General features: G+C 72.1%; 21 protein-coding genes and 1 tRNA gene. 8 read left to right on the forward strand and 14 right to left on the reverse strand.

Going from position 1 to position 24023, the window contains the following annotated elements:
• Positions 1–15: 15 nt before the first annotated feature.
• Both OH804_RS11720 and OH804_RS11725 read left to right on the forward strand, forming a co-directional pair.
• Complete coding sequence (locus OH804_RS11720; RefSeq protein ID WP_088989541.1) at positions 16–228, forward strand: phosphatidylethanolamine-binding protein; 213 nt, start codon at positions 16–18, stop codon at positions 226–228.
• Positions 225–701: a hypothetical protein gene (locus tag OH804_RS11725; RefSeq protein ID WP_196923074.1), complete on the forward strand. Its 477-nt coding sequence runs from the start codon at positions 225–227 to the stop codon at positions 699–701. Before OH804_RS11720 ends, OH804_RS11725 begins: the two co-directional genes overlap by 4 nt.
• On the opposite strand, the gene OH804_RS11730 is transcribed toward OH804_RS11725, so the two are convergent.
• A complete protein-coding gene (locus OH804_RS11730; RefSeq protein ID WP_196923073.1) occupies positions 702–905 on the reverse strand; it encodes a hypothetical protein in 204 nt (67 codons plus the stop codon).
• Positions 906–1039: 134 nt separating this feature from the next.
• Here OH804_RS11730 and OH804_RS11735 point away from each other — a divergent pair, with 134 nt between their 5' ends.
• Positions 1040–1690, forward strand: coding sequence for a hypothetical protein (locus OH804_RS11735; protein ID WP_406065022.1), 651 nt, complete (start codon positions 1040–1042; stop codon positions 1688–1690).
• A 6-nt stretch (positions 1691–1696) separates the two neighbouring features.
• On the opposite strand, the gene OH804_RS11740 is transcribed toward OH804_RS11735, so the two are convergent.
• From OH804_RS11740 to OH804_RS11760, 5 genes are all read right to left on the reverse strand, one after another.
• The gene (locus OH804_RS11740) at positions 1697–1882 is read right to left on the reverse strand and encodes a hypothetical protein (protein WP_036410487.1); all 186 of its coding nucleotides are present in this window, start codon (positions 1880–1882) and stop codon (positions 1697–1699) included.
• A gap of 73 nt (positions 1883–1955) precedes the next feature.
• Complete coding sequence (locus tag OH804_RS11745) at positions 1956–3233, reverse strand: hemolysin family protein (protein ID WP_196923071.1); 1278 nt, start codon at positions 3231–3233, stop codon at positions 1956–1958.
• An 80-nt stretch (positions 3234–3313) separates the two neighbouring features.
• Positions 3314–3511: a hypothetical protein gene (locus tag OH804_RS11750; RefSeq protein ID WP_030327722.1), complete on the reverse strand. Its 198-nt coding sequence runs from the start codon at positions 3509–3511 to the stop codon at positions 3314–3316.
• A gap of 58 nt (positions 3512–3569) precedes the next feature.
• Positions 3570–4307 (reverse strand): hypothetical protein, encoded by a 738-nt coding sequence (locus tag OH804_RS11755; protein ID WP_406065025.1) that lies wholly within the window; start codon positions 4305–4307, stop codon positions 3570–3572.
• A gap of 70 nt (positions 4308–4377) precedes the next feature.
• Complete coding sequence (locus OH804_RS11760; RefSeq protein WP_406065027.1) at positions 4378–4986, reverse strand: TetR family transcriptional regulator; 609 nt, start codon at positions 4984–4986, stop codon at positions 4378–4380.
• A gap of 95 nt (positions 4987–5081) precedes the next feature.
• On the opposite strand from OH804_RS11760, the gene OH804_RS11765 reads away from it, so the two are divergent.
• The gene (locus OH804_RS11765; protein ID WP_406065029.1) at positions 5082–6122 is read left to right on the forward strand and encodes an NAD(P)-dependent alcohol dehydrogenase; all 1041 of its coding nucleotides are present in this window, start codon (positions 5082–5084) and stop codon (positions 6120–6122) included.
• Between the two features lie 28 nt (positions 6123–6150).
• Here OH804_RS11765 and selB read toward each other — a convergent pair whose 3' ends face one another.
• The 6 genes from selB to fdh all read right to left on the reverse strand — a co-directional run bounded on the left by selB (position 6151) and on the right by fdh (position 14802).
• On the reverse strand, positions 6151–7920 hold the full coding sequence (gene selB / locus OH804_RS11770; RefSeq protein ID WP_406065031.1) for a selenocysteine-specific translation elongation factor: 1770 nt from the start codon (positions 7918–7920) through the stop codon (positions 6151–6153).
• A gap of 3 nt (positions 7921–7923) precedes the next feature.
• Positions 7924–9228 carry an L-seryl-tRNA(Sec) selenium transferase gene (gene selA / locus OH804_RS11775; protein WP_406065033.1) on the reverse strand — a complete coding sequence of 435 codons (1305 nt, stop codon included), beginning with the start codon at positions 9226–9228 and terminating at the stop codon, positions 7924–7926.
• 23 nt (positions 9229–9251) lie between these two features.
• Positions 9252–9347, reverse strand: a tRNA-Sec gene (locus OH804_RS11780).
• A gap of 13 nt (positions 9348–9360) precedes the next feature.
• Complete coding sequence (nrfD, locus tag OH804_RS11785) at positions 9361–10569, reverse strand: NrfD/PsrC family molybdoenzyme membrane anchor subunit (RefSeq protein ID WP_406065035.1); 1209 nt, start codon at positions 10567–10569, stop codon at positions 9361–9363.
• Complete coding sequence (locus tag OH804_RS11790; RefSeq protein WP_196923064.1) at positions 10566–11540, reverse strand: 4Fe-4S dicluster domain-containing protein; 975 nt, start codon at positions 11538–11540, stop codon at positions 10566–10568. The genes nrfD and OH804_RS11790 overlap by 4 nt, the downstream gene beginning before the upstream one ends.
• Entirely contained in the window at positions 11530–14802 is a 3273-nt protein-coding gene (gene fdh / locus OH804_RS11795) for a formate dehydrogenase (RefSeq protein ID WP_406065038.1), read from the reverse strand. Before fdh ends, OH804_RS11790 begins: the two co-directional genes overlap by 11 nt.
• Before the next feature lie 179 nt (positions 14803–14981).
• Between fdh and OH804_RS11800 the strand changes: the two genes are divergently transcribed.
• The 4 genes from OH804_RS11800 to OH804_RS11815 are packed head-to-tail and all read left to right on the forward strand — an operon-like array spanning position 14982 to position 22262.
• The gene (locus tag OH804_RS11800; protein WP_196923061.1) at positions 14982–15329 is read left to right on the forward strand and encodes a CU044_2847 family protein; all 348 of its coding nucleotides are present in this window, start codon (positions 14982–14984) and stop codon (positions 15327–15329) included.
• Complete coding sequence (locus OH804_RS11805) at positions 15326–17083, forward strand: trypsin-like peptidase domain-containing protein (RefSeq protein ID WP_196923060.1); 1758 nt, start codon at positions 15326–15328, stop codon at positions 17081–17083. The genes OH804_RS11800 and OH804_RS11805 overlap by 4 nt, the downstream gene beginning before the upstream one ends.
• Positions 17084–17092: 9 nt before the next feature.
• The gene (locus OH804_RS11810; RefSeq protein ID WP_307788703.1) at positions 17093–18103 is read left to right on the forward strand and encodes a MoxR family ATPase; all 1011 of its coding nucleotides are present in this window, start codon (positions 17093–17095) and stop codon (positions 18101–18103) included.
• The gene (locus tag OH804_RS11815) at positions 18093–22262 is read left to right on the forward strand and encodes an SAV_2336 N-terminal domain-related protein (RefSeq protein WP_406065041.1); all 4170 of its coding nucleotides are present in this window, start codon (positions 18093–18095) and stop codon (positions 22260–22262) included. Before OH804_RS11810 ends, OH804_RS11815 begins: the two co-directional genes overlap by 11 nt.
• On the opposite strand, the gene OH804_RS11820 is transcribed toward OH804_RS11815, so the two are convergent.
• Both OH804_RS11820 and OH804_RS11825 read right to left on the reverse strand, forming a co-directional pair.
• Positions 22259–22441 (reverse strand): hypothetical protein, encoded by a 183-nt coding sequence (locus OH804_RS11820; protein WP_196923058.1) that lies wholly within the window; start codon positions 22439–22441, stop codon positions 22259–22261. The two genes, OH804_RS11815 and OH804_RS11820, sit on opposite strands and share 4 nt — an antisense overlap.
• Positions 22428–24023 carry a hypothetical protein gene (locus tag OH804_RS11825; RefSeq protein WP_406065043.1) on the reverse strand — a complete coding sequence of 532 codons (1596 nt, stop codon included), beginning with the start codon at positions 24021–24023 and terminating at the stop codon, positions 22428–22430. The genes OH804_RS11820 and OH804_RS11825 overlap by 14 nt, the downstream gene beginning before the upstream one ends.

The raw sequence follows: 24023 nt of genomic DNA on the forward strand, positions 1-24023 counted from the left end.
ACGAAGGAGGCACAGATGCCAGGACCACGGCCGGGCAGTAACGCGTACGACAAGCAGCGGGCGCGGTTGCGCAACGCGATCGACGACTCCGGACGACGGGTGCCGGACGGTAAGGCGAACCAGGTCGCGAACCGGATCCTCCAGGAGGATCGCGGCCAGCGCGGCGTGGTGCGCGGTGACCGGACGTACGGCCCGAAGAGCGAGCGCGAACCGGGCGACCCGAAGTGAGGACTGTCGACGTGGCCGACGGCGCGATCGCGGGCGCCGTCGGCAGCACCGCGCTGAACGTGGTCAGTTACCTCGACATGGCGCTACGGGGACGGCCGGAGAGCGACGTCCCGCAGGAGACCGTCGACCGGCTGGCCGGGATCGCGCATGTGGACCTGGGGAACGGGGCCCGGGCGGCCAACCGCCGCTCGGGCCTCGGCCCGCTGATCGGTTACGGGCTGGGCGTCGCCGCCGGCGTCGGGTTCGCGCTCTACGCCGGTGGCCGGCGTCAGCCGTTGCCGATGGCCACCGGGCTGCTCGGCGCGGGCGTCATGACCATGACCGACGGGTCGATCACCGTGCTCGGGATCAGCGACCCGCGTACCTGGCGGCGCTCCGACTGGATCTCCGACATCATCCCGCACCTCGCGTACGGGCTGGCGGCCGCCGCAACCTGGAACAGGTTGCGGCGGCCGCCAGGTCGCGGTCGCTGATCAGCGGGTGTCGCTGTCGTCCTCGGCCACCGGCTCGCCGGCCGGGCCGTACGGCGACACCTGCCCCTTGGGCACCGGTCGGCCGGCGTCCCCGCGCGACGATCCACTGTTGAGCGGGTGCCCGGTCGGCTGGGGCCCCTTGCTGTCCTGGCTGGTGGCGCCCTTGGCGTTGCGGCGGAACTCTTCCTGCTGCGGGTTGACCACTGGTGTCTCCCTTCCGGGTACGGGGGCAGCATCGACCGCCTCCACACCTCGGCATACCCGCCCGCCCCGGTGGCATTCCGACAGTGGTCGCCGGTGCGACGGCTAGCCGGTCCCCAACTGGGTAACGCCTCGGGGTGGGTGACGATCGAAGTGTGGTGCGGGTCCTGCTCGACCGGCGTGGCCGCACGTACGCCGAGGAGGCCGGCATCCGGCTCGCCGACCGGCCGGGGCCGCTGTACCAGCTGCTGGTGCTGACCACGCTGCTGAGCACCCGGATCCGGGCGTGCGTGGCGGTGGACGCCGCGCGGGAGCTGTTCGCCGCCGGCTACCGCACCCCGCAGGCGATGGAGGCGGCCGGTTGGCAGCAGCGCGTCGACGCGCTGGGTCGCGGCCACTACCGCCGCTACGACGAGCGCACCGCCACCATGCTCGGCACCGGCGCCCGGCAGTGCCTGGACCGCTGGCACGGTGACCTGCGGCGCCTGCACCGGGAGGCCCAGGGCGATCCCGCCGGGCTGCGGCGGCGGCTCACCGAGTTCCCCGGCATCGGCCCCACCGGTGCGGACATCTACCTGCGCGAGGCGCAGACGGTCTGGTCGGACGTGCGCCCGTACGCCGACCGGCGGGCCCTGGCCGGGGCGAAGCGGCTGGGTCTGCCGGGTTCCCCGGACCGGCTCGCCGGTCTGGTCGACGAACCGGACTTCGGCCGGCTCGCCTCAGCGCTGGTACGGGTGGCGTTGGGTGAGGAGTCCGCCGGTGAGGTCACCCGGGTCGCCGCCCGCTGAGGCGCTTCACTTGACCGTCTTGTCCCCCGGGCGGGTCAGGTGCCACACCAGCAACGCGGCGAGCAACGCCAGGACCACCACCCCGCCGGAGATGCCACGGCCCTCCTCGGGGCTGCGGCCGGCGCTGCCGAAGTAGATCACCGCGAGGCCGGCCAGCACCGTGACGAACGTACGCAACCCTCGGTCCTTCACGTCTGGCACCGTAGGCTTGCCCCGATCGCCGTCTCGCCGATTTGGGGCTTTTGTCATTCTTCTGGGTGACTGGTCAGCGCTCGGCGACGAACCCGCACAGCCGCACCCGGCGCACCGCCCGGTCGGCGACCTCCACCACCTGCAGGGTCAGCCCGGGCAGTCGCACCGTCTCACCCGGGGAGTCCGGCAGGTGCCGCAGCCGGGCCAGCACCAGACCAGCCACCGTCGTGTAGTCCCGGGACAACGGGAAGCTCAACCGCACCCCCAGGTCGGGCAGGTCGTGCAGCGGAAAGTCACCGGGCACCAGCAGGGACCCGTCCGGTTCCCGGACGACCCCGCGCACGTCACGGTCGGTCTCGTCGTACAACTCGCCGACCACCTCGGCCAGCAGATCCTCCATGGTGACCATGCCGTCGATGCCCCCGTGCTCGTCGACCACCAGAGCCAGTTGCTGGTGCTCCTGCCGCAGCTGACGCATCGCGTCGGCCACCGGCAGGGTCACCGGCAGCAGCAACGGCGCGCGGACCCGCTCGCCCACCGGGGCGGTGCCGGCGCGCACCAGGTCGCGGATGTGCACCACCCCGAGCACCTCGTCCAGCCCTCCGGGGCCGGTGACGGGAGCACGGGACCGCCCGGCGGCGGCGAGCCGCCGGACCCCCTCGTCGGCGGCCAGTCCGGCCGGCAGGGTGGTCACCTCCCGCCGGGCCACCAGGATCTCCCGCAACGTCCGGCCGGCGATGTCGAACGCGCCGGTCAGGATCTCCCGCTGCTGCGTCGACAGGCCACGCTGGCTGGCCAGCATCTCCCGCAACTCCTCCTCGGTCATCTCCTCCCGGTTGGCCCGCGGGTCACCACCGGCGAGCCGCACGACCGCGTCGGTGGCCCGGCTGAGCAGCCATACCGCCGGCCGCGACACCCGGGCCAGCAGATCCAACGGCCTCGAGCTGAGCAGCGCCCACCGCTCAGCCCGCTGCATGGCCAGCCGCTTCGGGGCCAACTCTCCGAGCACCAGCGTGACGAACGTGAGCAGCACCGTCACCAGCAGCACGGCGGCGGGACGCGCCGCCCCGCCGAGGAAACCCAGCGGACCGACCAGCGGGCCGGCCAACGACACCGCGGCCGCCGCCGAGGCGAGGAACCCCGCCAGGGTGATGCCGAGCTGAATGGTGGCCAGGTAGCGGTTCGGGTCGCGGGACAGCTGCACCAACCGGTCGCCGGCGCGGCTGCGCCGGCCCAGCCGCCGCAACTGCCCCTCGCGCAGGGTCACCAGCGCCATCTCACTGCCGGAGAGCGCCGCGTTGACCAGCACCAGCACGGCCACCAACGCCAACTGCCCGAGCTGACCGCCCATCGCGTACCCCCGTCCGCCGCCTGAGGTCACTCAACCCCAGCGGGGCGCACCGCGGGCCCGGTTTGCGACCGCGTCCCCGCTCAGTCGACCTCCAGGTCGTCCAGCGATATGGCGTGGGTCATCAGCCACCGGGCCAGCGCCGACATCCCGAACAGCCACAGCGGCACCGACTCGGTGGGGCCGTTGGTGGCGTAGATGGCGAAGCGCAGATCCGGTGCCCGGTACGCCTCGATCCGCCACCGGTGCTGCCGGTCCCGCCAGACCGCCGAAGGGTCCATGGCGTCACCGTAGGTGACCGTAGCCGACCTCGGGGCCGGTTGGCCCGGCACCACCGGCTCAGCCCGGCACCACGGTCGTTCCGAGCACGCCCCGAGCGACCGACACCAGCAGGGCGATCCCGAACCCGGCGAGCACCAGCCAGCCGACGCCACGCCACCCGGAGGCGCGGTCGAGGACCGGCGGCGGCGGCCTCCACAACTCCCGGTAGGTCCAGGCCAGGACACCCACCCCGAACGGGATCAGCCCGACCCAGAACCAGAACCACCGGCTGCCCGCCAGCGGCGGCGCGCCACCGATCAACCGGCCCAGCCACAACACGGTCAGCACGCCGGCGAGCAGACCGGCGGTGCCCGCGATCCGGTGCGCGAGGTCGCCGCCGGCATGCCACGGACCGGCCACGGCGGCGAGCCGCGCGTCCTGCCCGGCGTTCGCCGACAGGTCCGGCTCGCCCAGGTATGACGCCGAGGCGGGCGGGCCGACGAAGGCGTACCGGATCTGGCCGTTCGGCACCGTCCAGGCGAGCATCCCGCCGTTGGTCGCATGCTGCGGCCGAGGTCGGCTCCCCCAGTACGCGCCGTCGTCGGCCCAGCCCTGCGCCCGTTGGAAGGTCACCACCCGGCCGGCCGCGAGATCCCGGTCGAGCTGCGCCTCGGTCGACTCGCGCGGCTCGACCCACCACGCGAGGGACGCCCACACCACCCACAGCACCGGCAGCGCCCAGCGCAGCGCCACCGGGACGACCGCACGCCACCGGCGGCGGGAGGCCCGTGACCGGGTGGGGATCGCCTCGACCATCAGCTCACCGTCGCACCTCGGCGCACTGTTGTCAGCCCCGGATCGGACGCGACTGACGGCCGCGCGGTGGTCAACGGTCCAGTTGATCCTCGTCCGACGGCACAGTGGCTCGCCGGACGCAGTCGCGCAGCAGGGCGCGGCGTTGATCATGAACGTCGTCGGGTTCCAGGCTGCTGGCCGCGTAGACGTTGCTGACCGGCGACCAGGCCATGGACATGGCGATCACCAGAGCCATGAGGTCGAACGGGTCACCCGCGCGCACCCGCCCGGCGGCCTGCGCCTCGGCGATGGCCGTGAGCTTGCGATCGTCGTAGTGCTGGTGGGTCTCGACGAGATGCCCGGCGGGCCGACGCTCCAGCCGTGTCCAGGTCGCGAGGCGGATGAGATCGGGGCGGCGCAGGTATTCGTCGTAGAGGCGAACGGCCCAGTCCGCGAGATCGTCAGCGTCGATCGGCACGACGTTCGTGATGCGCTCCAGCGAACTGAGGAAGATCGCGTCGAAGAGCCGTTCCTTGTCGCCGAAGTAGGCGTAGAGCTGCGCCTTGTTGGTGCGCGCCGCCGTCACGATGCGTTCCATCCGCGCCCCGGCAATGCCGTGCTGGGCGAACTCCTCGGTGGCGGCGTCCAGGATGCGCTGGTAGGTCGCGGCGCCTCGCGAGGTCGGTGGCTGCTCCGGCATGCCCGCACTTTAGCAAACAGAACGGTTGGTTTGCTACGCGCCGCGATGGGGTCTACGGTGAAACAGACCGAACAGTTTGTTTTAGGAGTTCACCGATGCGGACGACCACCGGATGGCAGGCGACCGGCCCCACCACGCTGCGCCGTACGTTGCTGGAGCGGCGCGACCTGCGCCCCGATGACCTCGCGGTGCGGATCGAGCACTGCGGCGTGTGCCACAGCGACCTGCACGCCCTCAACGACCACGATCAGCGCGTGGACGCGCCTCTGGTGCCCGGTCACGAATTCACCGGCGTGGTGACCGAGACGGGCCCCGAGGTGACCGCCTTCACCGTCGGCGATCGCGTCGCGGTGGGCAACATCGTCGACTCCTGCGGCGTGTGCGCGATGTGCGCGGCCGGACAGGAGAACTTCTGCCACTCCTTCCCGACGCTCACCTACAGCGGCACCGACCGGCAGGACGGCTCGACCACATTCGGCGGCTTCTCCCGCGACTACGTCGTCCGCGACGCCTTCGCCTACCCGCTGCCCGCCGGCCTCGACCCGGCCGCGGCCGCCCCGCTGCTGTGCGCCGGCGTCACCGTCTGGGAACCGCTGCGCGCCCTCGGTGTGGGCCCCGGCAGTCGCGTCGCCGTGGCCGGGCTCGGCGGCCTGGGCCACCTCGCGGTCAAGATGGCCGTCGCACTCGGTGCCACCACGACCGTCATCAGCCGCACGCAGGACAAGCGCGACGACGCCCGCCGGCTCGGCGCACACGACCTCATCGCCTCCACCGACACCGGACGGATGGCCACGGCACGAGACACCTTCGACGTCGTCATCGACACCATCTCCGCACCACACGACCTCGCCCCCTATGTGAAGCTGGTGGCGATCGACGGCACGCTCAGCCTGCTCGGGTACCTGGGCCCGGTCACCGTGCAGGCCACCGACCTGCTTGTCGGCCGCAAGAAGCTCAGCTCCGCCGGCAGCGGAGGCCGCCGCTCGACAGCCGAGATGCTCCAGTTCTGCGCCGACCACGGCATCGCCGCCGACGTCGAGGTGCTCCCGTCGGCGCAGGTGGAGACGGCACTCGACCGCCTCCGGCGAAACGACGTCCGCTACCGCTTCGTGCTCGACATGTCCGACCTGGACTGACAGCGGTCGACCCGGTCGTGGCGCCCGCTCAGGTGACGACGATCCGGGCGTCGTCGGGCAACCGACGGGTCGCGCCCCGCCGGTCCAGCAACTCCAGCAGGGGCACCGCCACCCGGCGGGTGGTGTCCAACGCCTGCCGGGCCGCGGAAAGGGTGAACGGCTGCGGCAGCCCTGCCAACACCCGGACCGCGTCGTCGAGCGCGTCGGGCAGCAGCACCACGTTGTCGGCCAGCCGCAGCAGCGCGCCGGCCCGCACCGCGGCGCCGATCTCCCGGGGGCCCAGGCCGAGGTCGACGAGGCGGTCCGCCTCGGGGGCCCGGAACGGCCGGTCGCCGTACTCGGCGCGGACCCGCTGCACGGCCCGGGCCACCGGTTCGGGCAGCGCGTCCGCGCCCGCCGCCCCGACCCGACCGGCGTGGATCCGCAGCGGCGGCCGGACCAGCGCCTCGACCAGCACCCGGTCGGGCAGCGCGAGGCGCTGACGCAGCGCGTCCACCGGCATCCCGGGCTCCAACGGGTGCTCCCGCGCGTGCCGGGCGACCTCCTCGGTCAACTGCTCGCCGAGTCGCCGCCAGTGGGCGGGGTCGGCCAACCAGTCACCGGCCACCGGCTCGGCGTACGCCGGCCCGTTCTGCGCCGGCACACCCATCCGGAGCAACGCGCCGGACCGGACCAGCCGGCGACGGCGCAGCTCCCCCGCCAGGTCGGGTCGACCGTCCAACTCGGCGAGGACCTGGGCGCGGGCGGCGGCCGCACCCCGTCGGCCCAGCGGTGGAGGTGCCACGTCCAGCACCCGCACCCCACCGCTGACGTGGTGGCGGCCCGGGTCGCGCAGCAGCGCCCGGTCACCCACCAGCAACGGCAACGGGCGGGCCAGCCGCAACCGGACGGTGTCCGGGCCGAGCGGGCGCACCCGCACCGGCACCGCCGCCGACCCGACGTGCAGGGTGAGGGTGGCCGGCAGGTCGGCGGCCGGGTCGCCGGCGAGCCGGACGTCGACCAGGTCGGTGTGGTGGAACCGGCCCGGGGTGAGCAACGCGTCGCCCCGGCCCAGCCGGTCGCGGGGCGTACCGCGCAGGTTGACCGCCACCCGGGCGACCGCACCCGCCTCCGCGCGGGCCTCGCCCAGGGAGTGCAGGCCACGGACCCGGACCGGTTCGTCGGCGCCGGCCAGCTCCAGCTCGTCGCCCACCCGCAGCCGACCGGCGCCGAGGGTGCCGGTGACGACGGTGCCGCTGCCCCGCACTGTGAAGCTGCGGTCCACCCACAGCCGGACCGGGTCGTCCACCACCGGCGTGGGCAGTTGGGCTGCGAGCCGGTCCAAGGCGGCCCGCAGCTCCGGCAGGCCGGCGCCGGTCAGGCCACTGACCGCCACCGCCGGCACCGCGCCGAGGCTGGTCGCGGCGATCTCGGCACGGGCGTGCGCCGTCGCCGGCCCCGGATCGGCCAGGTCCGCGCGGGTCACCGCCAGCAGGCCGTACGCGACACCGAGCGCGTCGAGCGCGGCCAGGTGCTCGGCGGACTGCGGCATCCAGCCCTCGTCGGCGGCCACCACGATCAGCGCCGCCGGGACCGGGCCGACGCCGGCGAGCATGTTCGGCACGAACCGCTCGTGCCCGGGTACGTCGACGAAGGCGACGGTGCCGCCGGACGGCAGCGTCGTCCAGGCGAAACCCAGGTCGATGGTCATCCCCCGGCGGCGTTCCTCGGCCCACCGGTCAGGTTCCATCCCGGTCAACGCTCGGACGAGTGTCGACTTGCCGTGGTCGACGTGCCCGGCGGTCGCGACGACGAACACGACTCAGTCGTCCCCGGGTACGCGCAGCACGGCCTCACGGACGGCCTCGTCGGCGTCGGCGGGCACACAGCGCAGGTCGAGCAGGAGCCGGCCGCGCACCACCCGACCGAGGACCGGCGGGTCTCCGGTGCGCAGCGGCACCGCGTACCTCTCGGGCAGGCTCAACGCCCACGAGTCCAACTCCACCCCGGGGGCGCCGCCGCCGCCGACCACCGCGACGGCCGGCACCACCTCGGCCTTGCGGCCGTCCACGCCGAGCCGGTCGCGCAGCCGCTCCACCCGTTCGCGCAGGGCACCGGGGTCGGCGTGCAGCGCCACCCGGGTCGGGGTGTTCGGTTGGTGCACTGTGGCGGCCAGCGCGGCCAGGGTGAGCTTGTCCACCCGCAGCGCCCGGGCCAGTGGGTGGCGACGCAGCCGGTCGATCACCTCGACGTCACCCAGCAGCAGCCCCGCCTGCGGCCCGCCGAGCAGTTTGTCGCCGCTGGCGGTGACCAGCGCGGCGCCGGCGCGCAGGGTGCTGGCCGCGTCCGGTTCGTCGGGCAGCAGCGGGTCCGCGCCGAGCAGCCCGGAGCCGATGTCCGCGACCACCGGCACCCCGAGCGTGGCCAGTTGCCGTACCCCGGTGGCGGAGGTGAACCCGGTGACCCGGAAGTTCGACGGGTGCACCTTGAGCACGAAGCCGGTCTGCGGGCCGAGTGCGGCGGCGTAGTCGGCGAGGGTGGTGCGGTTGGTGGTGCCCACCTCGTGCAGCCGCGCGCCGGTGCTTTCCAGCAGGTCGGGCAGGCGGAAGCCGTCGCCGATCTCGACCAGCTCGCCCCGGCTGACCACGATTTCCCGGCCGGCGGCCAACGCCGTGGCGGCCAGCACCAGCGCGGCGGCGCCGTTGTTGACGACGTGCACGGCGGCCGCGTCGGGCACGGCGGCGGCCAACGCGTCGAGCGCGCCCCGGCCACGGCGGGCCCGCCGGCCGGTGGCCAGGTCCAACTCGACGTCGGTGTGCCCGGCGGCGGCCACCACCGCGGCGACCGCGGCGGGCGACAGCGACGCCCGGCCCAGGTTGGTGTGCAGCACGACACCGGTGGCGTTGAGCACCGCCCGGGGGCCGGGGGTGGGCAGCGCGGCGACGGCCGCGTCGCGTACCTCGTCGGGGTCGAGCTCACCGCGGCGGGCGCGGTCCTGCACGCGGTTGACGACAGCCTTGACCTGCTCCCGGCCGAGGCTCGCGGCGGCGGCGGCCAGCACCGGGTCGGCGAGCAGCGTGTCCGTACGGGGCACCCGGCGTCGCGGGTCCACCGGGCCGTCGCCCATCACGTCATCTCCTGCAAGCGGTGTGGCGGAGACGGACGGGAATCGAACCCGCCTGGCCCGGGTCCCGGACCACTCCGGTTTTGAAGACCGGGAGGGGCACCAGCCGCCTGAACGCCTCCACCGGACATTCGATCACACCGCGGGCGGGACCGCCCGATCAGATGGAAGATCCATGCCGGTTCGCCGCGCTTCGACCCGTTCGCGCTGCGGCACCACCGTGTAGCGGGGGTCGCGGGCCGAGGCGACGCCGCCGTAGAAGATGCCGAACCGGGTCAGCACCGACGCGGCCAGCAGCGCGGTGCCGGAGAGCGCCCCGACCACCCGGCTGCGCCGACCCAGCAGGGCGCCCGCCACCCCGCCGGCGGTCAACAGCCGCCCGGCGCGCAGCAACCGGCCCGGCCGGCCCAACCGGTAGGGCTCGCTGAGCAGGCCGAGGCGGGTCTCCACCCGATGCGCGCCGTACAGCTCCAGGGCCGCCCCGGCCACCGCCATCCGCCGGGCCGGCCCGGCCTGGGCCGGCGGCGCGGCGAGCAGACCCACGCCGGCGCCGCTGGCCAGCGCGCTGCCCGCGAAGATCACCGGCAACTCGGGGTACGCCTCATGCCACGACGGCACCGCCGTGTCGGCCAACAACACCCCGGTGTACGTGGCCAGCGCCGGCGCGGTGCCGGCGGCAATCAGCCCGGCGGCGTGCCCGATCGGCGGCAACGCCCGACCGGCCAACCCGAGCAGACCGTGCCGGGGCAGCACGCCGGCCGCCTCGGCGATCGCGGCGACGCCCGCCGCCGGCCCGTACGCGGTGAGGATCCAGGTGCCCATCGACATCGGCGAGGTCGGCTTGGCCACCCGCAGCATGTGGTGGAACCGCGCCGGCCGACCGAGGTCCTTGACCAGAAAGACGGCGCTGGCGCTGACGGCAGCCAACGCGGTGACCCGACCGGCGCGCCGCAGCGCGGGCCGCCCGGTGAGCTGCCCACCGGCGGCGAGCAGCGACGAGCCGGCGGCCAGCCCTCCGGTGAACAGGTACGCGGCGATGTCCCACTTCCAGACCGGCCCCTTCAGGACCGGCCGACCGTAGTAGGAGGTGAACTCGGCCTCCGGCACCCGCAGTTCCTCGCCGCCACCACCGCGCCGCCTGCGTCGGCGGCCGGATGCTTCGGTCGTTCGCCGCGTCGTCAGGTCGCCGCGGCGGCTGTTGGCGGACCCGTCGCCGCTGGCGACGTTCCGGTCGCTCGCGGCGGTGGGTCGCTCGTCGCTCGTGTGTGGTTGGTGGCTGCCCTCGGCGGCGAGCCGCTGCCGGAAGCGACGGAACCGGTCGCCCACGGGGCCCGGTGGGGTCATGAGGATCCTCCGACGAACGCGGCGACGGTCGCCGCCGCCATGGCGAGCGCGGCGAGGCCGGCGCGTTTCCACATCTTCGGCAGGTCCCGTGTGGTCACGACCGGGTCAGGCGGCAGCCCGTACACCTCAGGCTCGTCAAGGAGCAGGAAGAACGCCCCGTCACCACCGACACCGTCGTTCGGGTCGTGCCCGTACAGGCGCGCCTCCGGGACCCCCCGGTCGTGCAGCGTCGCCACCCGGGCGGCGGCCCGTTCGCGCAGGTCGTCGAGGGGGCCGTACTGGATCGACTCGGTCGGACACGCCTGCGCACACGCCGGAGTCATGCCCGCACCCAACCGGTCGTAGCAGAGCGTGCACTTCCACGCCCGGCCGTCGTCCTTACGCTGATCGATCACCCCGTACGGACACGCCGAGATGCAGTACCCACACCCGTTGCAGATGTCCTCCTGCACCACCACAGTGCCGAACTCCGTCCGGAACAACGAACCCGTCGGGCACACGTCCAGGCAGGCCGCATGGGTGCAGTGCTTGCAGACGTCCGACATCATCAACCACCGGAAATCCGTGCGCTCCTCGACGCCCGTGCCCCGGCCCGGCGGCTGCGCCCCCGGCATCCCCAGGAACTGCGGTCCCGTCCCCGCATCGGCCGGCCGGTCCGGGCCGGCGTCGACCGGCGCGCCGAGAACGTCCGCCGACGGCGCGTCTTGCCCGGCCGGGCGCGGCTGCTCGATGAACGCCACGTGTCGCCACGAGTTCGCTGTCAACGCGCCGGTGTTGTCGTACGACATGCCGAGCAGGTCCAGGCCGCTCTCCGGCACGCCGTTCCACTCCTTGCAGGCCACCTCGCAGGCCTTGCAGCCGATGCAGACGCTGGTATCGGTGAAGAAACCCATCCGGGGCGGCGCGTTCTCATAGCCTGCCTCGGGTGCCGGGTCCAGCGGACCGTACAGGCTGTTCGGGTCAGGAAGCACCGTGCTCCTTCCCCTCGTTGTCGGTGGTCACGGCCGGGGCATGCTGGCCCGGGATGATCCCGGCGCGCCGCTGGTAGTCGGCCACCAGGTCGAGCAGCGCCCGGCCGGTGGGACGCCGGCCCGGCCGCACGTCGCAGGTGCCGACCTTGCTCTCCTGGATCAGCACGTTCGGGTCCAGGCTGATGCCGAACAGGTCGTTGGCCGAGTCACCGGTGACAAGGCCCTCGAAACCGAAGTGGTACGGCAACCACACCTGGTGGATGATCCGACCGTCCACCCGCAGCGGAGTGAGCCGGTCGGTGACCAGCACCTTCGCCTCGATCACCGCGCGGCCGCTGACCAGGTGCGCCCAACCCAGATGCGTCAGCCCCACCTCGCCGGCCAGGTCCGGAGACACCTCCACGAACATCTCCGGTTGCAGCTCCGCAAGCGGCGACACCGTCCGGCTCATCCCGCCGGCCGTGTGGTGCTCGGTGAGCCGGCTGACGGTGAACACGTACGGGAACACCTGGGCGTGCTCCTGCGGCGGGCTCGGGTTCACCGAGTTCACCGGATGCGCGTACATCTTGCGGGTCGGGTTGGCCTGCTGACCGTAGAGCGGGTTACGCACCGGCGACTCCACCGGCTCGTAGTGCGTCGGCAGCGGCCCGTCCAGGACACCGCTGGGCGCGTACAGCCAGCCCTTGCCGTCGCCCTGCATGACGAACGGGTCGTCGCCGGCGATGCCCTCCGGCCCGGACGCGCCGGGTGGCGGCCGGTACGACGGCGGCTTGGTCTTCTCGAAGTCCGGCACGTCGTAGCCGGTCCACTCGGCCTTCTCCGCGTCCCACCACACGTAGCGCTTGCGCTCACTCCACGGGTTGCCGTCCGGGTCGGCGGACGCACGGTTGTAGAGGATGCGCCGGTTCGCCGGCCACGCCCACCCCCACTCGGCGGCCACCCAGTCCTGCTCGTGCCGGGACTTGCGCCGGGCCGCCTGGTTCACCCCGTCCGCGTACACCCCGCTGTAGATCCAACAACCGATCGCTGTGGAGCCGTCCGCGCGGGCCTCGGCGAAGCCGGACAGCGGGCGGCCGGTCGCCACGTCGTACCCGTTGATCTCGCGCAGCACCGCCTCGGCGCTCGGCTCCGCGCGCGGACCGTGCGTGGGGTAGTCCCAGGTGAGGTCGAGCAGCGCCCGGTCGCGCGGCAGCGGCGAGTCGGCCAGCTTCTCCCGCAGTTTGCGGCCCAGGTGATAGAAGAACCACAGCTCGGAACGGGCGTCACCCGGTGGCTCGACCGCCTTCTCCCGCCACTGCAACAGGCGCTGCGTCTGGGTGAACGTGCCCTCCTTCTCCACATGCGACGCGGCCGGCAGGAAGAACACCTCGGTGCGGCACTCCTCCGGCACGATCTCCCCGGTGGCGACCTCCGGACCGTTCTGCCAGAACGTCGCACTCTCGATCATGAACAGGTCCCGGACCACCAACCAGTCGAGGTTGGCCATCCCGAGCCGCTGCGCGCGGCCGTGCGCCGACCCGACCGCCGGATTCTGCCCGAGCAGGAAGTACCCCTTGATCTTCCCGTCGATCATGTTGAGCACCTGCTGGTACGTGCCGTGATCACCGGTCAGCCGGGGCAGGTAGCCGTAGCAGAAGTCGTTCTCCGGCGACGCCGCGTCACCCCAGTACGCCTTGAGCAGGCTCGCGGCGAACGACCGCGCGTTACCCCAGAACCCCTTCTGCCCCGGATGGCGGATGCTCTCCACCCACTCGTCGAAGCTCGGGTGCTCGGCGTGGTGCGGCATCGGCAGATAACCGGGTAGCAGGTTGAACAACGTCGGGATGTCGGTGGAGCCCTGGATGCTGGCATGGCCGCGGAGCGCCATGACTCCGCCACCGGGGCGGCCCATGTTGCCCAGCAACAGTTGGATGATCGCGCCGGTGCGGATGTACTGCACACCCACACTGTGCTGCGTCCACCCCACCGAGTAGATCAGCATGCCGGTGCGGTCCCGGCCGGAGTTCGCCGTCCACGCCCGCGCCAACTCCAGGAACTGCTCCTGCGGGATGCCGCAGACCCGCTCCACCATCTCCGGGGTGTAGCGGGAGAAGTGTCGCTTGAGGATCTGGTAGACGCAGCGCGGATGCTGCAACGTTTCGTCGCGCCGGGTCTGACCACCCACCGGCGCGCCGTGCGACTCGTGCGTCAACCCCGCGGCGCTGTCCCGCTCCTGGGCGGTGTGCCCACTGCCCGACGAACCCTCGTGCCCCTCGTACTGCCAGCTGTCCTGCACGTAGGTGCCGGTCTCCGGGTCGAAGCCGGAGAAGAAACCGTCACCGTCCTCGGTGTCGCTGAACTCCTCGCTGACGATCGTCGCCGCATTGGTGTACGACAGCACGTACTCCCGGAAGTCCAACTCGTTGTCCAGGATGTAGCGCACCACCCCACCGAGCAAAGCGATGTCCGTGCCCGCCCGGATCGGCAGGTACGTGTCCGCGACCGCACTCGTCCGGGTGAACCGCGGGTCGACGTGGAAGACCTTCGCGCCTTTGCGCTTGGCCTCCATCACCCACTGGAAACCCACAGGGTGCGCCTCAGCCATGTTCGAACCCTGGATGACGATCACGTCAGCGTTGGCGATGTCCTGCTGGAAATCCGTCGCACCGCCACGACCGAAGCTGGCCCCCAGACCGGGGACGGTGGCGGAGTGTCAAATACGGGCCTGGTTCTCGATCTGGAGCGCCCCCATCGCGGTGAACAACTTCTTGATGAGGTAGTTCTCCTCGTTGTCCAGCGTCGCCCCACCCAGACTGGAGATACCCAGCGTCCGGTTGAGCGGCCGACCCTGCGTGTCGACGTCCTCCCAGGTCTGCTCGCGGGCGGCGAGGATCCGGTCGGCGATCATGTCGAGCGCGGTGTCGAGCTCCAGATCCTCCCACTGCGTCGAGTACGGCCGGCGATAGCGGACAGTGGTCTGCCGCAGCGGACTGGTCACCAGACTCTTACTCGCCGAACCCTTCGGGCAGAGCCGACCCCGCGAGATCGGGCTGTCCGGATCACCCTCGATCTGACTGACCTGCCCGTCCTTCACGAACACCCGCTGACCACAACCCACGGCGCAGTACGGGCAGACGGACCGGGCGACACTATCAGCGTCCTCGGTGCGGGCGGTGAGCGCACGGGACCCGTCGGACTTCGCCGCAGCACCCCGTCCCAGCGGGTCGGTGCCGGTGAGCTGGCGGTAGACCGGCCAACCCTCGATAAAGGTCCGTAGACCCAACCCCGACACCCCCTCCCACGCGAGCGACCCCCTGAACATAGGTCACCCGAGACAGGTTCGCGAGCGGGAGGGTCCTCCGTATCCGGAGCCGCAAGGAGCAGGTTGAGTCAGCGACCCGACAGCGGCTTTGTACACAGTGGTCGATGCTCAACCGAACCTGGGCTTCAATGGGAGGTTTGATGCCAACCGAGCTGATGCGTGTCCGCACCGAGGACGGGGAGGAAGTCGTCTTCGAAATCGACAGGCGAGAGAGCGGTTTCAGTGAGGCGGGGCTCGGTGCGGACCAGATCGTCGAGGCGCGGAAGCGATTCGAGGCGGGTCTACGAGAGATCAACGTCGCGGCGCAGAAAGCCCTCACGACCTTCCGCGAAGCCGTCCACCGACCGGACGACATCGAGATCGAGTTCGGGGTCAACTTCACCACTGAGGCCGGGGCCGTCTTCGCCAGGACGGGCGTCGACGCTCACCTCACGGTCAAGCTCAGCTGGTCGGGCGGTGCCTCGCGCACCGAGGTCGCCCAACGGTGAGTACCGCACCGCGGTGGCAGGTGCGAGTCGACGCTGCCGGCGGATCCGGCAGCGGCTTCCTGATCGATGCCCAACACATTTTGACCTGCGCGCACGTAGTGGGTGACGCGGCAGCCGTCAGGGTGTCGTTCCTGCAGCCCAGCCTCGGCGGCCTCGACGGTGACGTGGTGTTCCGGGGGCCCTGGTCAGCAGGCGAGGTCGACGAGGGCGACGTCGCGGTGATCCGCCTGACCGAGCCCGTGGAGGTGGAGCCGGCGCGGCTCGCACCACTGAACGGGGTGGAGATCTTCGCACGACAGGAACTCGGTGCGTTCGGCTTCCCCGACGGCTACCGGAAGACCGGCCAGATCGCCCACTTCCACGCCGATGCGTACCCCCGGCTGGCCGGGCAGGCGTGCCAGACCACCGCGAGCCAGACCAGAGGCACCCGTCTGGCACGCGGTTACAGCGGCTCGGCCGCCTACGTGCAGGGGACCTACGAGGTCGTCGGCATGGTGATCTCCGCCGACCGGGACCCGGACATGCGAACCGGGGTGGTGCTGCCGCTCGACGAGATCGGCCGGCACTGGCCACCCATCATCGACCGCATGCGCCTCGGCCCGTTCGATCCGATCGCGTACCGGGAGCTGCGTTCCATCCTGGACGGCCTGACGCTCCCCGACATGCGCCGGCTGCCGACGGCGGTGCTGGGGCACCCCACCCGGCTCACCCCCGACCTGCCGCAACGACCGATGAGCAGCGTGCTCGCCATGGTCGAGTGGATGGCGGTGAACACCACCTTCCCCGACGACGAGGTTGTCGACCTCGTCGTCACCCTCCTGCGGCGGATCGGCCTGAAGTCCCCCGAGCACAGCGCCGCCCTGCGCGAATGGGTGGGACGACACGGGTGGAATACGGAGGACGCGGCGCCGGTGGAGCCGGCAGTCGACGACCTCGGTCCCCGGCCAGGGTGGGTGGTGGTCCGGATCGCGCCGTCGGCGGAAGGGCGCAAGGCCCACCACGTCACCATCTGGACCGCCACGAACCCCGACGGTGGCCTGGACGAGCGGATCCTTGAGGAGACGGTCACCGAGGACAGGATCCAGGAGACCGTCGAGCAGCACCTGCCCGAGGCGTACCGGAAGATGGCGCACGCCACGTACGAGACGATCGCCGTCGAGTTCGTGCTGCCCCGTGGTCACCTCGGCTGGCCGGTCGACTCCTGGCGTGCCCTCGACGACCATGACCAGGTACCGCTCGGTTGGAGCCGGCCGGTCGTGGTGCGCGCCCTGGAATGGTTCGACACCACCGATCCGCGCATGATCGAGGAACGGACCCGACAGCTTCGCGAGCGTCCCGGCCACCTGAACGCCACGATGAGCTGGCGCGACTGCTCCCACCGCACCGGGGAACTGCGGAAGTTCAAGGCGTGGTTGCGCTCCGCGAATCGCCCGCTGGCGCTCGGGCTGGCGGGCCGCTGGACAGAGCCGGACCGGGTCGGCTCCGCGGTGGCGAGTGGCCTGCCGGTCCTGCTGTGGCAGCGGACGGCCTGCGCCTGCCCCGACACCGAGACCATCTGCGCCAGCCGGCGTTTCAGCGGCACGATGGCCAGCCGACTGGGCGACATCCGCAGCGAGGAGTTGCCCGCGCGGGTCCGCGACCTGCGGGTGGAGGCCGGCGAACTCGACGACGAGGACGAACACTGCGGCCGCGACGTCACCCTGCTGTGGGACGAACCTCGGCGTCGACCGACCGGCCTGAGCTTCGCGGAGTGAGGAGTGAGCGTGTCCGAGAAACCAGGATGGTGGATCTATGAAGGCACCGGAGTTCCTCACGACGGTGTCGATCGGCTACCCGCCCCACCGCCGTGGCGGGTCTTCGACGAAACCGCCACCCCCACCGCGCCGCAGGTGAACGAGACCGAGGCGGACATCCGTCGCGGTGCGAACTATCGGCCGGACCCGGCCACCGTCGAACTGGTGAACGCCGCCCTGTACCTGCGTCGTCCACTGCTGGTGACGGGCCACCCGGGCACCGGAAAGTCGACGCTCGCGACGGCGATCGCCCACGAGCTGAAACTCGGCCGACCCCTGCGCTGGAACATCACCAGCCGGGTGACCCTGAAGGACGGCCTGTACCAGTACGACCCGTTGGCACGGCTCTACCAGACCAGCCGACGTGCCGACGGCAGCGCCGCACCTTACGACGGTGAGGACCTGGGCCGTTTCATCCGGCTGGGTCCGCTGGGCACCGCCCTGCTGCCCTCGACCAGACCCCGGGTGCTGCTGATCGACGAGATCGACAAGGGCGACCTCGACCTTCCCAACGATCTGCTCACCATCTTCGAGGACGGCGCGTACGAAATCGGCGAGCTGGTGCGGCAGTCGGACCGTGCCGCCGACGCCCAGGTGATGACGGCGGACAGCACCCATCGTGTGCCCGTCCATCAGGGGCAGGTCAGGTGTCGCGCCTTCCCGGTCATCGTCATGACCAGCAACGACGAACGGGAGTTCCCACCCGCGTTCCTCCGGCGGTGCATCCAGGTCACCCTCCCGCAGCCTGACGAGGACAAGCTGACAAGCATCGTCGACGCGCACCTTGACGGTCTCGCCCAGGACAGCGCAGACCTGATCGACACCTTCCTCGCGCGTCGGGAGCCGGGCGACCTCGCCACGGACCAGTTGCTCAACGCGATCTACCTGACCGACCAGGCAGGCCGCTCCGGCGGTGTGGACCGGGTGCAGCTGGCCGAGAAGGTGATGACACACCTGTCCCGCCGGTCCGATGACGATTGACAGACTCCGCGACGCCATTGTCGCGGCGGGTGGTGATCCGACCGCACGGGACCTCGCGGAGACGCTCTGGCTCGGCCACCATCTGCGACCACGCGCCCCTGCCGTGCAGCCCGGACCGGCGGCGGACGCCCCGGCTGAGCCCGAGCCGGTCGACGACGCTCTCGACGACGCGCCGGCACCGCTCAGCGGGGCGGACCCAGCGCCCGCGCCGGTGCCGCCCCGTCCGCCGACACCCACCAGCCTGCACGTACCCCCGTCCCGGACCGGAACGGCGACGGCCGCCGAGGTCGCGGTACCCCGCTCGATCGCGCTCGCCGACCGACTGGGATTCCAGCGATCGTTGCGCCCGCTGATGCGAAGGGTGCCGAACCGGCGGCTCGACGTCCTCGACGAGGAGGCGACGGTACGTGCCGTCGCCGAACACATGCTGGCCGAACAACCCTGGCGTGCGGTGCTGACACCGTCGACCGAGCGGTGGCTTGACGCGGCAGTGGTGGTGGACAGCACCGCCTCCATGACGCTGTGGCGGGACCTGGCCACGAGCGTGGCCGACACCCTCGCCTCCTCCGGGGTATTCCGGCAGGTCAGCAGGTGGCGGCTGCACGGCGATGACGCCGCGGTCGATGCCGTGCTGTCGAGCTGGCGTGGGGAAGCGCGTCGTCCCGCCGAACTCATCGACCCCACCGGACGGCGCGTCATCATCGTCATCAGCGACTGCGTCCACCGGATCTGGCACACCGGTGCGGCGGGTGCCTTCCTCCACCGCTGGGCCCGGCACGGTCCAGTGTCGATCCTGCAACCGTTGCCGGAACGCATGTGGTCCCGTACCGGCGGACGGACCGTGGTGGGGGCGCTCAGCGCTCCACGCCCGGGCGCACCCAACACCGACCTGCGGTTCGCCGCGTTCGACGGCCTACCCGCCTCCGACGGCACCGTGGTGCCGGTCCTGGAGATCTCGCCACGCTGGGTCGGCCGCTGGACCCGGCTCCTCTCCGGTACGACGGCGGTGACGGCTGCGGTGACCGTGGTCACCGGCGAACGAACCCCCAGCATGCCGGTCCGGGAACGGGTGGCGCCCAGTCCGACCGACCGGGTCCGGCACTTCCGCTCGTCGGCGTCACCCGAGGCGTTCCGTCTCGCCGGCTACGTCGCGATGAGCGAGCCGGTGCTGCCGGTGATCCGCTACATCCAACACGCTATGTTCCGCTCCGCCCCGCCGTCACAACTGGCGGAGGTGCTGCTCAGCGGCCTGCTGCGGGTCGTCGACGGGCAGGCTGGACGCTACCGGTTCGTCGAGGGAGTCCAACCCCTGCTGCTGGACACGCTGCAGCGTCCCGACCTGTTCCGTGCCGGGGAACTGCTGGACGAGCTGTCCCAGGCGGTGCAGGCCCGGGTGGGGGTGGCCCGCGACCACTTCACCGCGCTCACCCCGGGCCCCGGGCGGGCCGCGATCACGACCGACAGCCGTCCCTTCGCGGTGATCAACAACATTGGCCGGGCGCGACTGGATCGCGTCGCAGCACGGACAACCGGACCCGCCGTAGCTCCGCTCACCGATACCGCGGAACTGGCCGACACTGGCCCTGCCGACCCGGGCCTCGACCCGGTGTCGGGTGACGCGGCTGGCGAGGATCCTGCGGCGCGCGACGTGGCCGCGGCGACGGACGCACCGGCGGACCTGCTGGCTCCACACCACCGGGTGGTGCGTTTCAGCGGCCGTTCGGCCGAACTGGCCGACCTGCGACGGTGGTGCGACAGCCCCGGCTCGGCGGTGCGGGTGATCACCGGCGGCGCCGGCCAGGGCAAGACCAGACTGGTGCTCGAACTTCTCGACACCCGTGAGGGGCGCTGGCGGAACGCTCCGGTGTCCGACGCCGACACGGCAGACGGCGGGCTGGTCGTGGTGGACCACGCCGATAGGCGACCGGACGCGGTGCGCCGGGAGCTGGCCCGTGCGGCACACGGCACGAAGCCGCTTCGTCTGCTCCTGCTCGCCCGTTCCGCCGGCGACTGGTGGCAGGAACTGCGCCGCACCGATCCCCTGTCCCGGGAGGGAACCGTCCGGCAGTTGCCTGCGCCCTGGGCGGCCGGGCGCGCCCGGCAGGCCGCCCTCAGCGACGCCCTGACCGACCTGGCGGCACGGTTGGACGCCGGCTCCGGCACCGACTACTGGCGGCGGCACGCCGCCTCGATCACCCTGCCCAACGCCGACGACGACCATTACTCCGCCCCCGTCACGCTGCACCTGGCCGCGCTGCGACTCCTCGTTCGCACCGGGACGGAGCGACCTCCCATCTCCGTAACGGAGGTCGTGGCCGCGATGGTCGCCCAGGAGCGCCGGTACGGCGAGGGCACTGCCGTGGCCGCCCGGATCTCGTACGCGCGACCGGGCCAACTCGACGAGTACCTGGGGGCGGCTGCCCTCTACGGCGCGGACCGGATCACCGACGCCCATGAGGTCGTGCGGCGGATCCGCCCGGAGGACGCCAACGACCGGGCCACCGTGCACCGCCTGGCGACCTGGCTGCACGAGCTGTATCCGGGCGCCGACGGCGGATACTGGGGGCCGGTCGAGCCCGACGCGGTGCGACACGATCTCGCGGTGACCGCCGCGTTGCGCAACCCTGCCGTGGTCACGGGCATCATGGGGTTCTGTACGCCGGCGCAAGCTGGTCGAGCGATGACGGTGCTCGGCCCGGCGTGTCACCGGCACCCACACCTCGCCGAACCACTCTGGCAGGTGGTACGCGAGCAGCCGGCTCTCCTGGTGATGTTGCTGCAGGCGCTCGCTACCACTGCCCAAACCCTGCCACCGGCCCTGGCGGACCGGCTCCGCGGGTTGGTGCAGGATCCCCGCACCCCGCATCCGATGATGCGGGCCGTGGCCGAGGGCATGCCCGACCCTGGGCCTCTCTTCGCCGGCCAGCCGGCGGCCGAGTCGGCCACGCTCGTTCAGGGCGCCCGCCGACTGGGCGAGATCGACCGTTACCTGCCCTGGCTCGCGGAGGCGCTCGGTCAGCACCGTCGGCTCCTGCTGGCCAACAGATCCGACGCGGACGTGCTCGACGTGCTGGCCGACGAGGTGGACCTGTGGCAACGGATCGTCGACGCCGCCAGGCAGTCGGCTTCGCCGCGGTTGGTGCAGCGGCTGACCTCGACCCTGGATGCCTGGGCCGACCAACTGCACCGCGCCGGTCTGACCGTGCAGGCGCTCACCGCCACGAACCGGGCGGTGACGCACCATCACCAGATTCACCTCGACCAACCGGACAGCCACCTCACCCCGGTGTGCGCCAGCGAGATCCGGCAGGCATGGCTCCTCGGTGAGCTGGACCGCACCGAGGAGGGTCTCGCCGCGGCGCAGTCGGCCGTACGGCACGCGCGGCTGCTCGTCGACGCGGAACGACGCCGCAGCGACCGGACGACCGGGACGGGCGAAGGATCGGCGCACGACCAGGCAGCGGTCCTCGGTCATCTCGGTGACGCGCTCGGCACTCTGGCCGCTCTACACCGGCTTCGCCACGATGCCGCGTCCGCTCTCGCGGTGGAGGACGAGCGGGTGGACCTGCACCGCCAACTCGTCACCGGCAGCCAGGTCAGCCAGGTCCCGGCCCTGGCGAAAGCCCTGCTGAGGCAGGCCATGGACCTCGGGGAGGTCGGGTCGCCGCAGGCGGCGCTGACGGCTGCGGACGAGGCCGTAGGGCTCTACCGCACCCTCGTGGCGGGCGGGAGCACCGCCGTCCTCGCGGCACTGGCGACGGCCCATCACTGTCGAGCCGTCCTGCTGCACGACCTCGAACGGCGCGACGAAGCCACCCTGGCGTTCCGCGACGTGGTGCTCATCCACCGCCGACTTGCCACCGCCGACCCGGCCCGCTATGGGAAGGACCTGGCGGCGGTACTCGGGCAGCAGGCCGGCCTGCTGCTGGAGGCCGGCGACGTCGGAGCGGCCATCGAGGCGCTCACCGAGAGCTGCGAGATCCGGGGTCGATTGTTCCGCGACGACGCGGCGAACGTCACGCTGCGCGACCGCCTGGCGCGGGAGCACCGCCAACTCGCCGGCCTGTGGGAGCGGGTCGGCGACGAGACGCACGCCAACCGCCACCGGGTGCAGGCTCGCCTGCTCGACGAGGGACGACGCGCCCGCGGTCAGGGCTAGCTCAACGGGCTCCACACCCACCAGGAGGCCCGCAACACGTCTGCCATGGTGCGGGAGATCGCCTGCGGCAGGCCGACCCACACCGACCACGCCACCAACGCCATCGCGGCGGCGAACGTCAGGACCAGGATGGCCAGTCGGGTCGTCCGATAGGAGGTGGGCAGGTCAGCGGAGCGCACTTGTCACCTCCGAGCGGAGGGCTCGCTCGCCGCGCAGCAGCCACATCAGCGGACCGGGCGACGGCGGGTCGCTCTGGCCGTGCAGGAAGTACCGGACCTCGCCGAAGTCCCGGTTCGCCGACATCAGGAGACCGTCGAGGCCCTGCTCGACCAGCAGTCGCTCGATCTCCGTCGAACCCGCTCGAAGCGGTGCGACCCCCGGTAGCAGGCTGAGCAGGTCACCCTTGGACACCACTATGGCGAGCCGGCAGCGGCTCGTGTCGACCCCCCGATACCGCATGCCCACGACCACTGCCTCGTACGAGTCCACCAGATCGTGCTCGGCGACCCGCACGATCGGCACCAGGTGCGGCGGCAGCCCGGCCACCTGCTCACGCACCCTTGGCAGTGACAGGGGGTCGAGGACGAAGACGAAGTTCCGCGTGTTGTCCAGGTAGCCGTAGTTCGCACAGATCTCCCGGTCGACGAGGCCCCGGCCGGGCGCGTCGAACACCTGCACCCGTTGCGGGGCGCGGTGGGCCTGCAGCGTCACGCCGACGGCTCGCGGCCCACCGCGCTCGTCGCGCCATCGCACGACGGCGCAGCGGTCCGGGGGGAAACGTGCGGCAAGTGCGGCCACCATGGCGTCGACAAGCGTGGACTTCCCCGCGTCGGGTGCACCGAAGAGTGCCACTCTGATCTCGGTGGCCCGCCCGGTACCGGTGGCCAACGGGGTGTCGCACTTGGGACACCGCGCCGTGAGCCGCGCGCCCGCCGACGCCTGCCGGACCGGCAACGACGTTCCACAGCCACAGCGCCGCCGCCACAGCCCCTGCATGCCGGGCCGCAGCGCCCGGTGCCGGTCAGAACCCGTCGGGGCGCTCGACGGGTGGGTCGTCGGGCAGGCGAAGACGGGCAGGTCGACCAGGTAGTAGCAGTGCGTACAGCAGGTCTGTGTGTGCCAGGAGGCCCGCCACCGCCGATCGACGACGCGCAACCCCGCCGTTACCGTGGTCCCGAAGATCCAGATCGACACGAAGACCGCCACGACGACGACACTGAGCACGGCGACGCCGGTCACCACCCCCACGGTGAGGCCGGCGAGCCCCGCGCCGGGCAGGGCGAGCACCGGCCAGGCCAGCAGCACCGTCCAGGTTCGGGTCCGGGTCGACCCGTCCGGGCCGGCGCCGTCGGAGGAATTGTGCCCATAACGCCTGTGGTAGCGGGGCAGTCGGGGCAGCGACCGCCACGTGGAGGTCCACGACCGGGTCACGTGGCGGTGGCAACGCTCGACGACGGCCCACAGGTCGTACCCCGCCTGCCAGACGGCGTAATGCGACCAGGCGTAGTCGATGTGGCGCGACGAGGACCTGCGGGGGCGCACCGCCGTGAACTGGTCCCGCGGGGTACGCGCCCGCGGCGGGTCGAGCAGCCCGCCGTACGTCCGGGTGGTCTCGACCAGGGCGAGGACCAGCCCTGCGAGGAAGCCGGCCGACAGGACATAGAGCACGTACGGCGTCAGGATGATCACGACCAAGCCGTACAGGGCCACCACGATGAGCAGCGCCAGCAGGACGAGCGGGATGGCGAGCAGCCCAGGCAT

It is taken from the genome of Micromonospora sp. NBC_00860 (assembly GCF_045207375.1).
Taxonomy (GTDB): Bacteria; Actinomycetota; Actinomycetes; order Mycobacteriales; family Micromonosporaceae; genus Micromonospora; species Micromonospora vinacea.

What these genes read in the sequence shown, in the direction of transcription:
- OH804_RS11720 (WP_088989541.1), top strand. Translation starts at nt 16, where the DNA reads ATGCCAGGACCACGGCCGGGCAGTAACGCGTACGACAAGCAGCGGGCG.
- OH804_RS11745 (WP_196923071.1), bottom strand. Translation starts at nt 3,233, where the DNA reads ATGGGCGGTCAGCTCGGGCAGTTGGCGTTGGTGGCCGTGCTGGTGCTG.
- OH804_RS11750 (WP_030327722.1), bottom strand. Translation starts at nt 3,511, where the DNA reads ATGGACCCTTCGGCGGTCTGGCGGGACCGGCAGCACCGGTGGCGGATC.
- OH804_RS11755 (WP_406065025.1), bottom strand. Translation starts at nt 4,307, where the DNA reads ATGGTCGAGGCGATCCCCACCCGGTCACGGGCCTCCCGCCGCCGGTGG.
- OH804_RS11760 (WP_406065027.1), bottom strand. Translation starts at nt 4,986, where the DNA reads ATGCCGGAGCAGCCACCGACCTCGCGAGGCGCCGCGACCTACCAGCGC.
- OH804_RS11765 (WP_406065029.1), top strand. Translation starts at nt 5,082, where the DNA reads ATGCGGACGACCACCGGATGGCAGGCGACCGGCCCCACCACGCTGCGC.
- selA (WP_406065033.1), bottom strand. Translation starts at nt 9,228, where the DNA reads ATGGGCGACGGCCCGGTGGACCCGCGACGCCGGGTGCCCCGTACGGAC.
- nrfD (WP_406065035.1), bottom strand. Translation starts at nt 10,569, where the DNA reads ATGACCCCACCGGGCCCCGTGGGCGACCGGTTCCGTCGCTTCCGGCAG.
- OH804_RS11800 (WP_196923061.1), top strand. Translation starts at nt 14,982, where the DNA reads ATGCCAACCGAGCTGATGCGTGTCCGCACCGAGGACGGGGAGGAAGTC.
- OH804_RS11815 (WP_406065041.1), top strand. Translation starts at nt 18,093, where the DNA reads ATGACGATTGACAGACTCCGCGACGCCATTGTCGCGGCGGGTGGTGAT.
- OH804_RS11825 (WP_406065043.1), bottom strand. Translation starts at nt 24,023, where the DNA reads ATGCCTGGGCTGCTCGCCATCCCGCTCGTCCTGCTGGCGCTGCTCATC.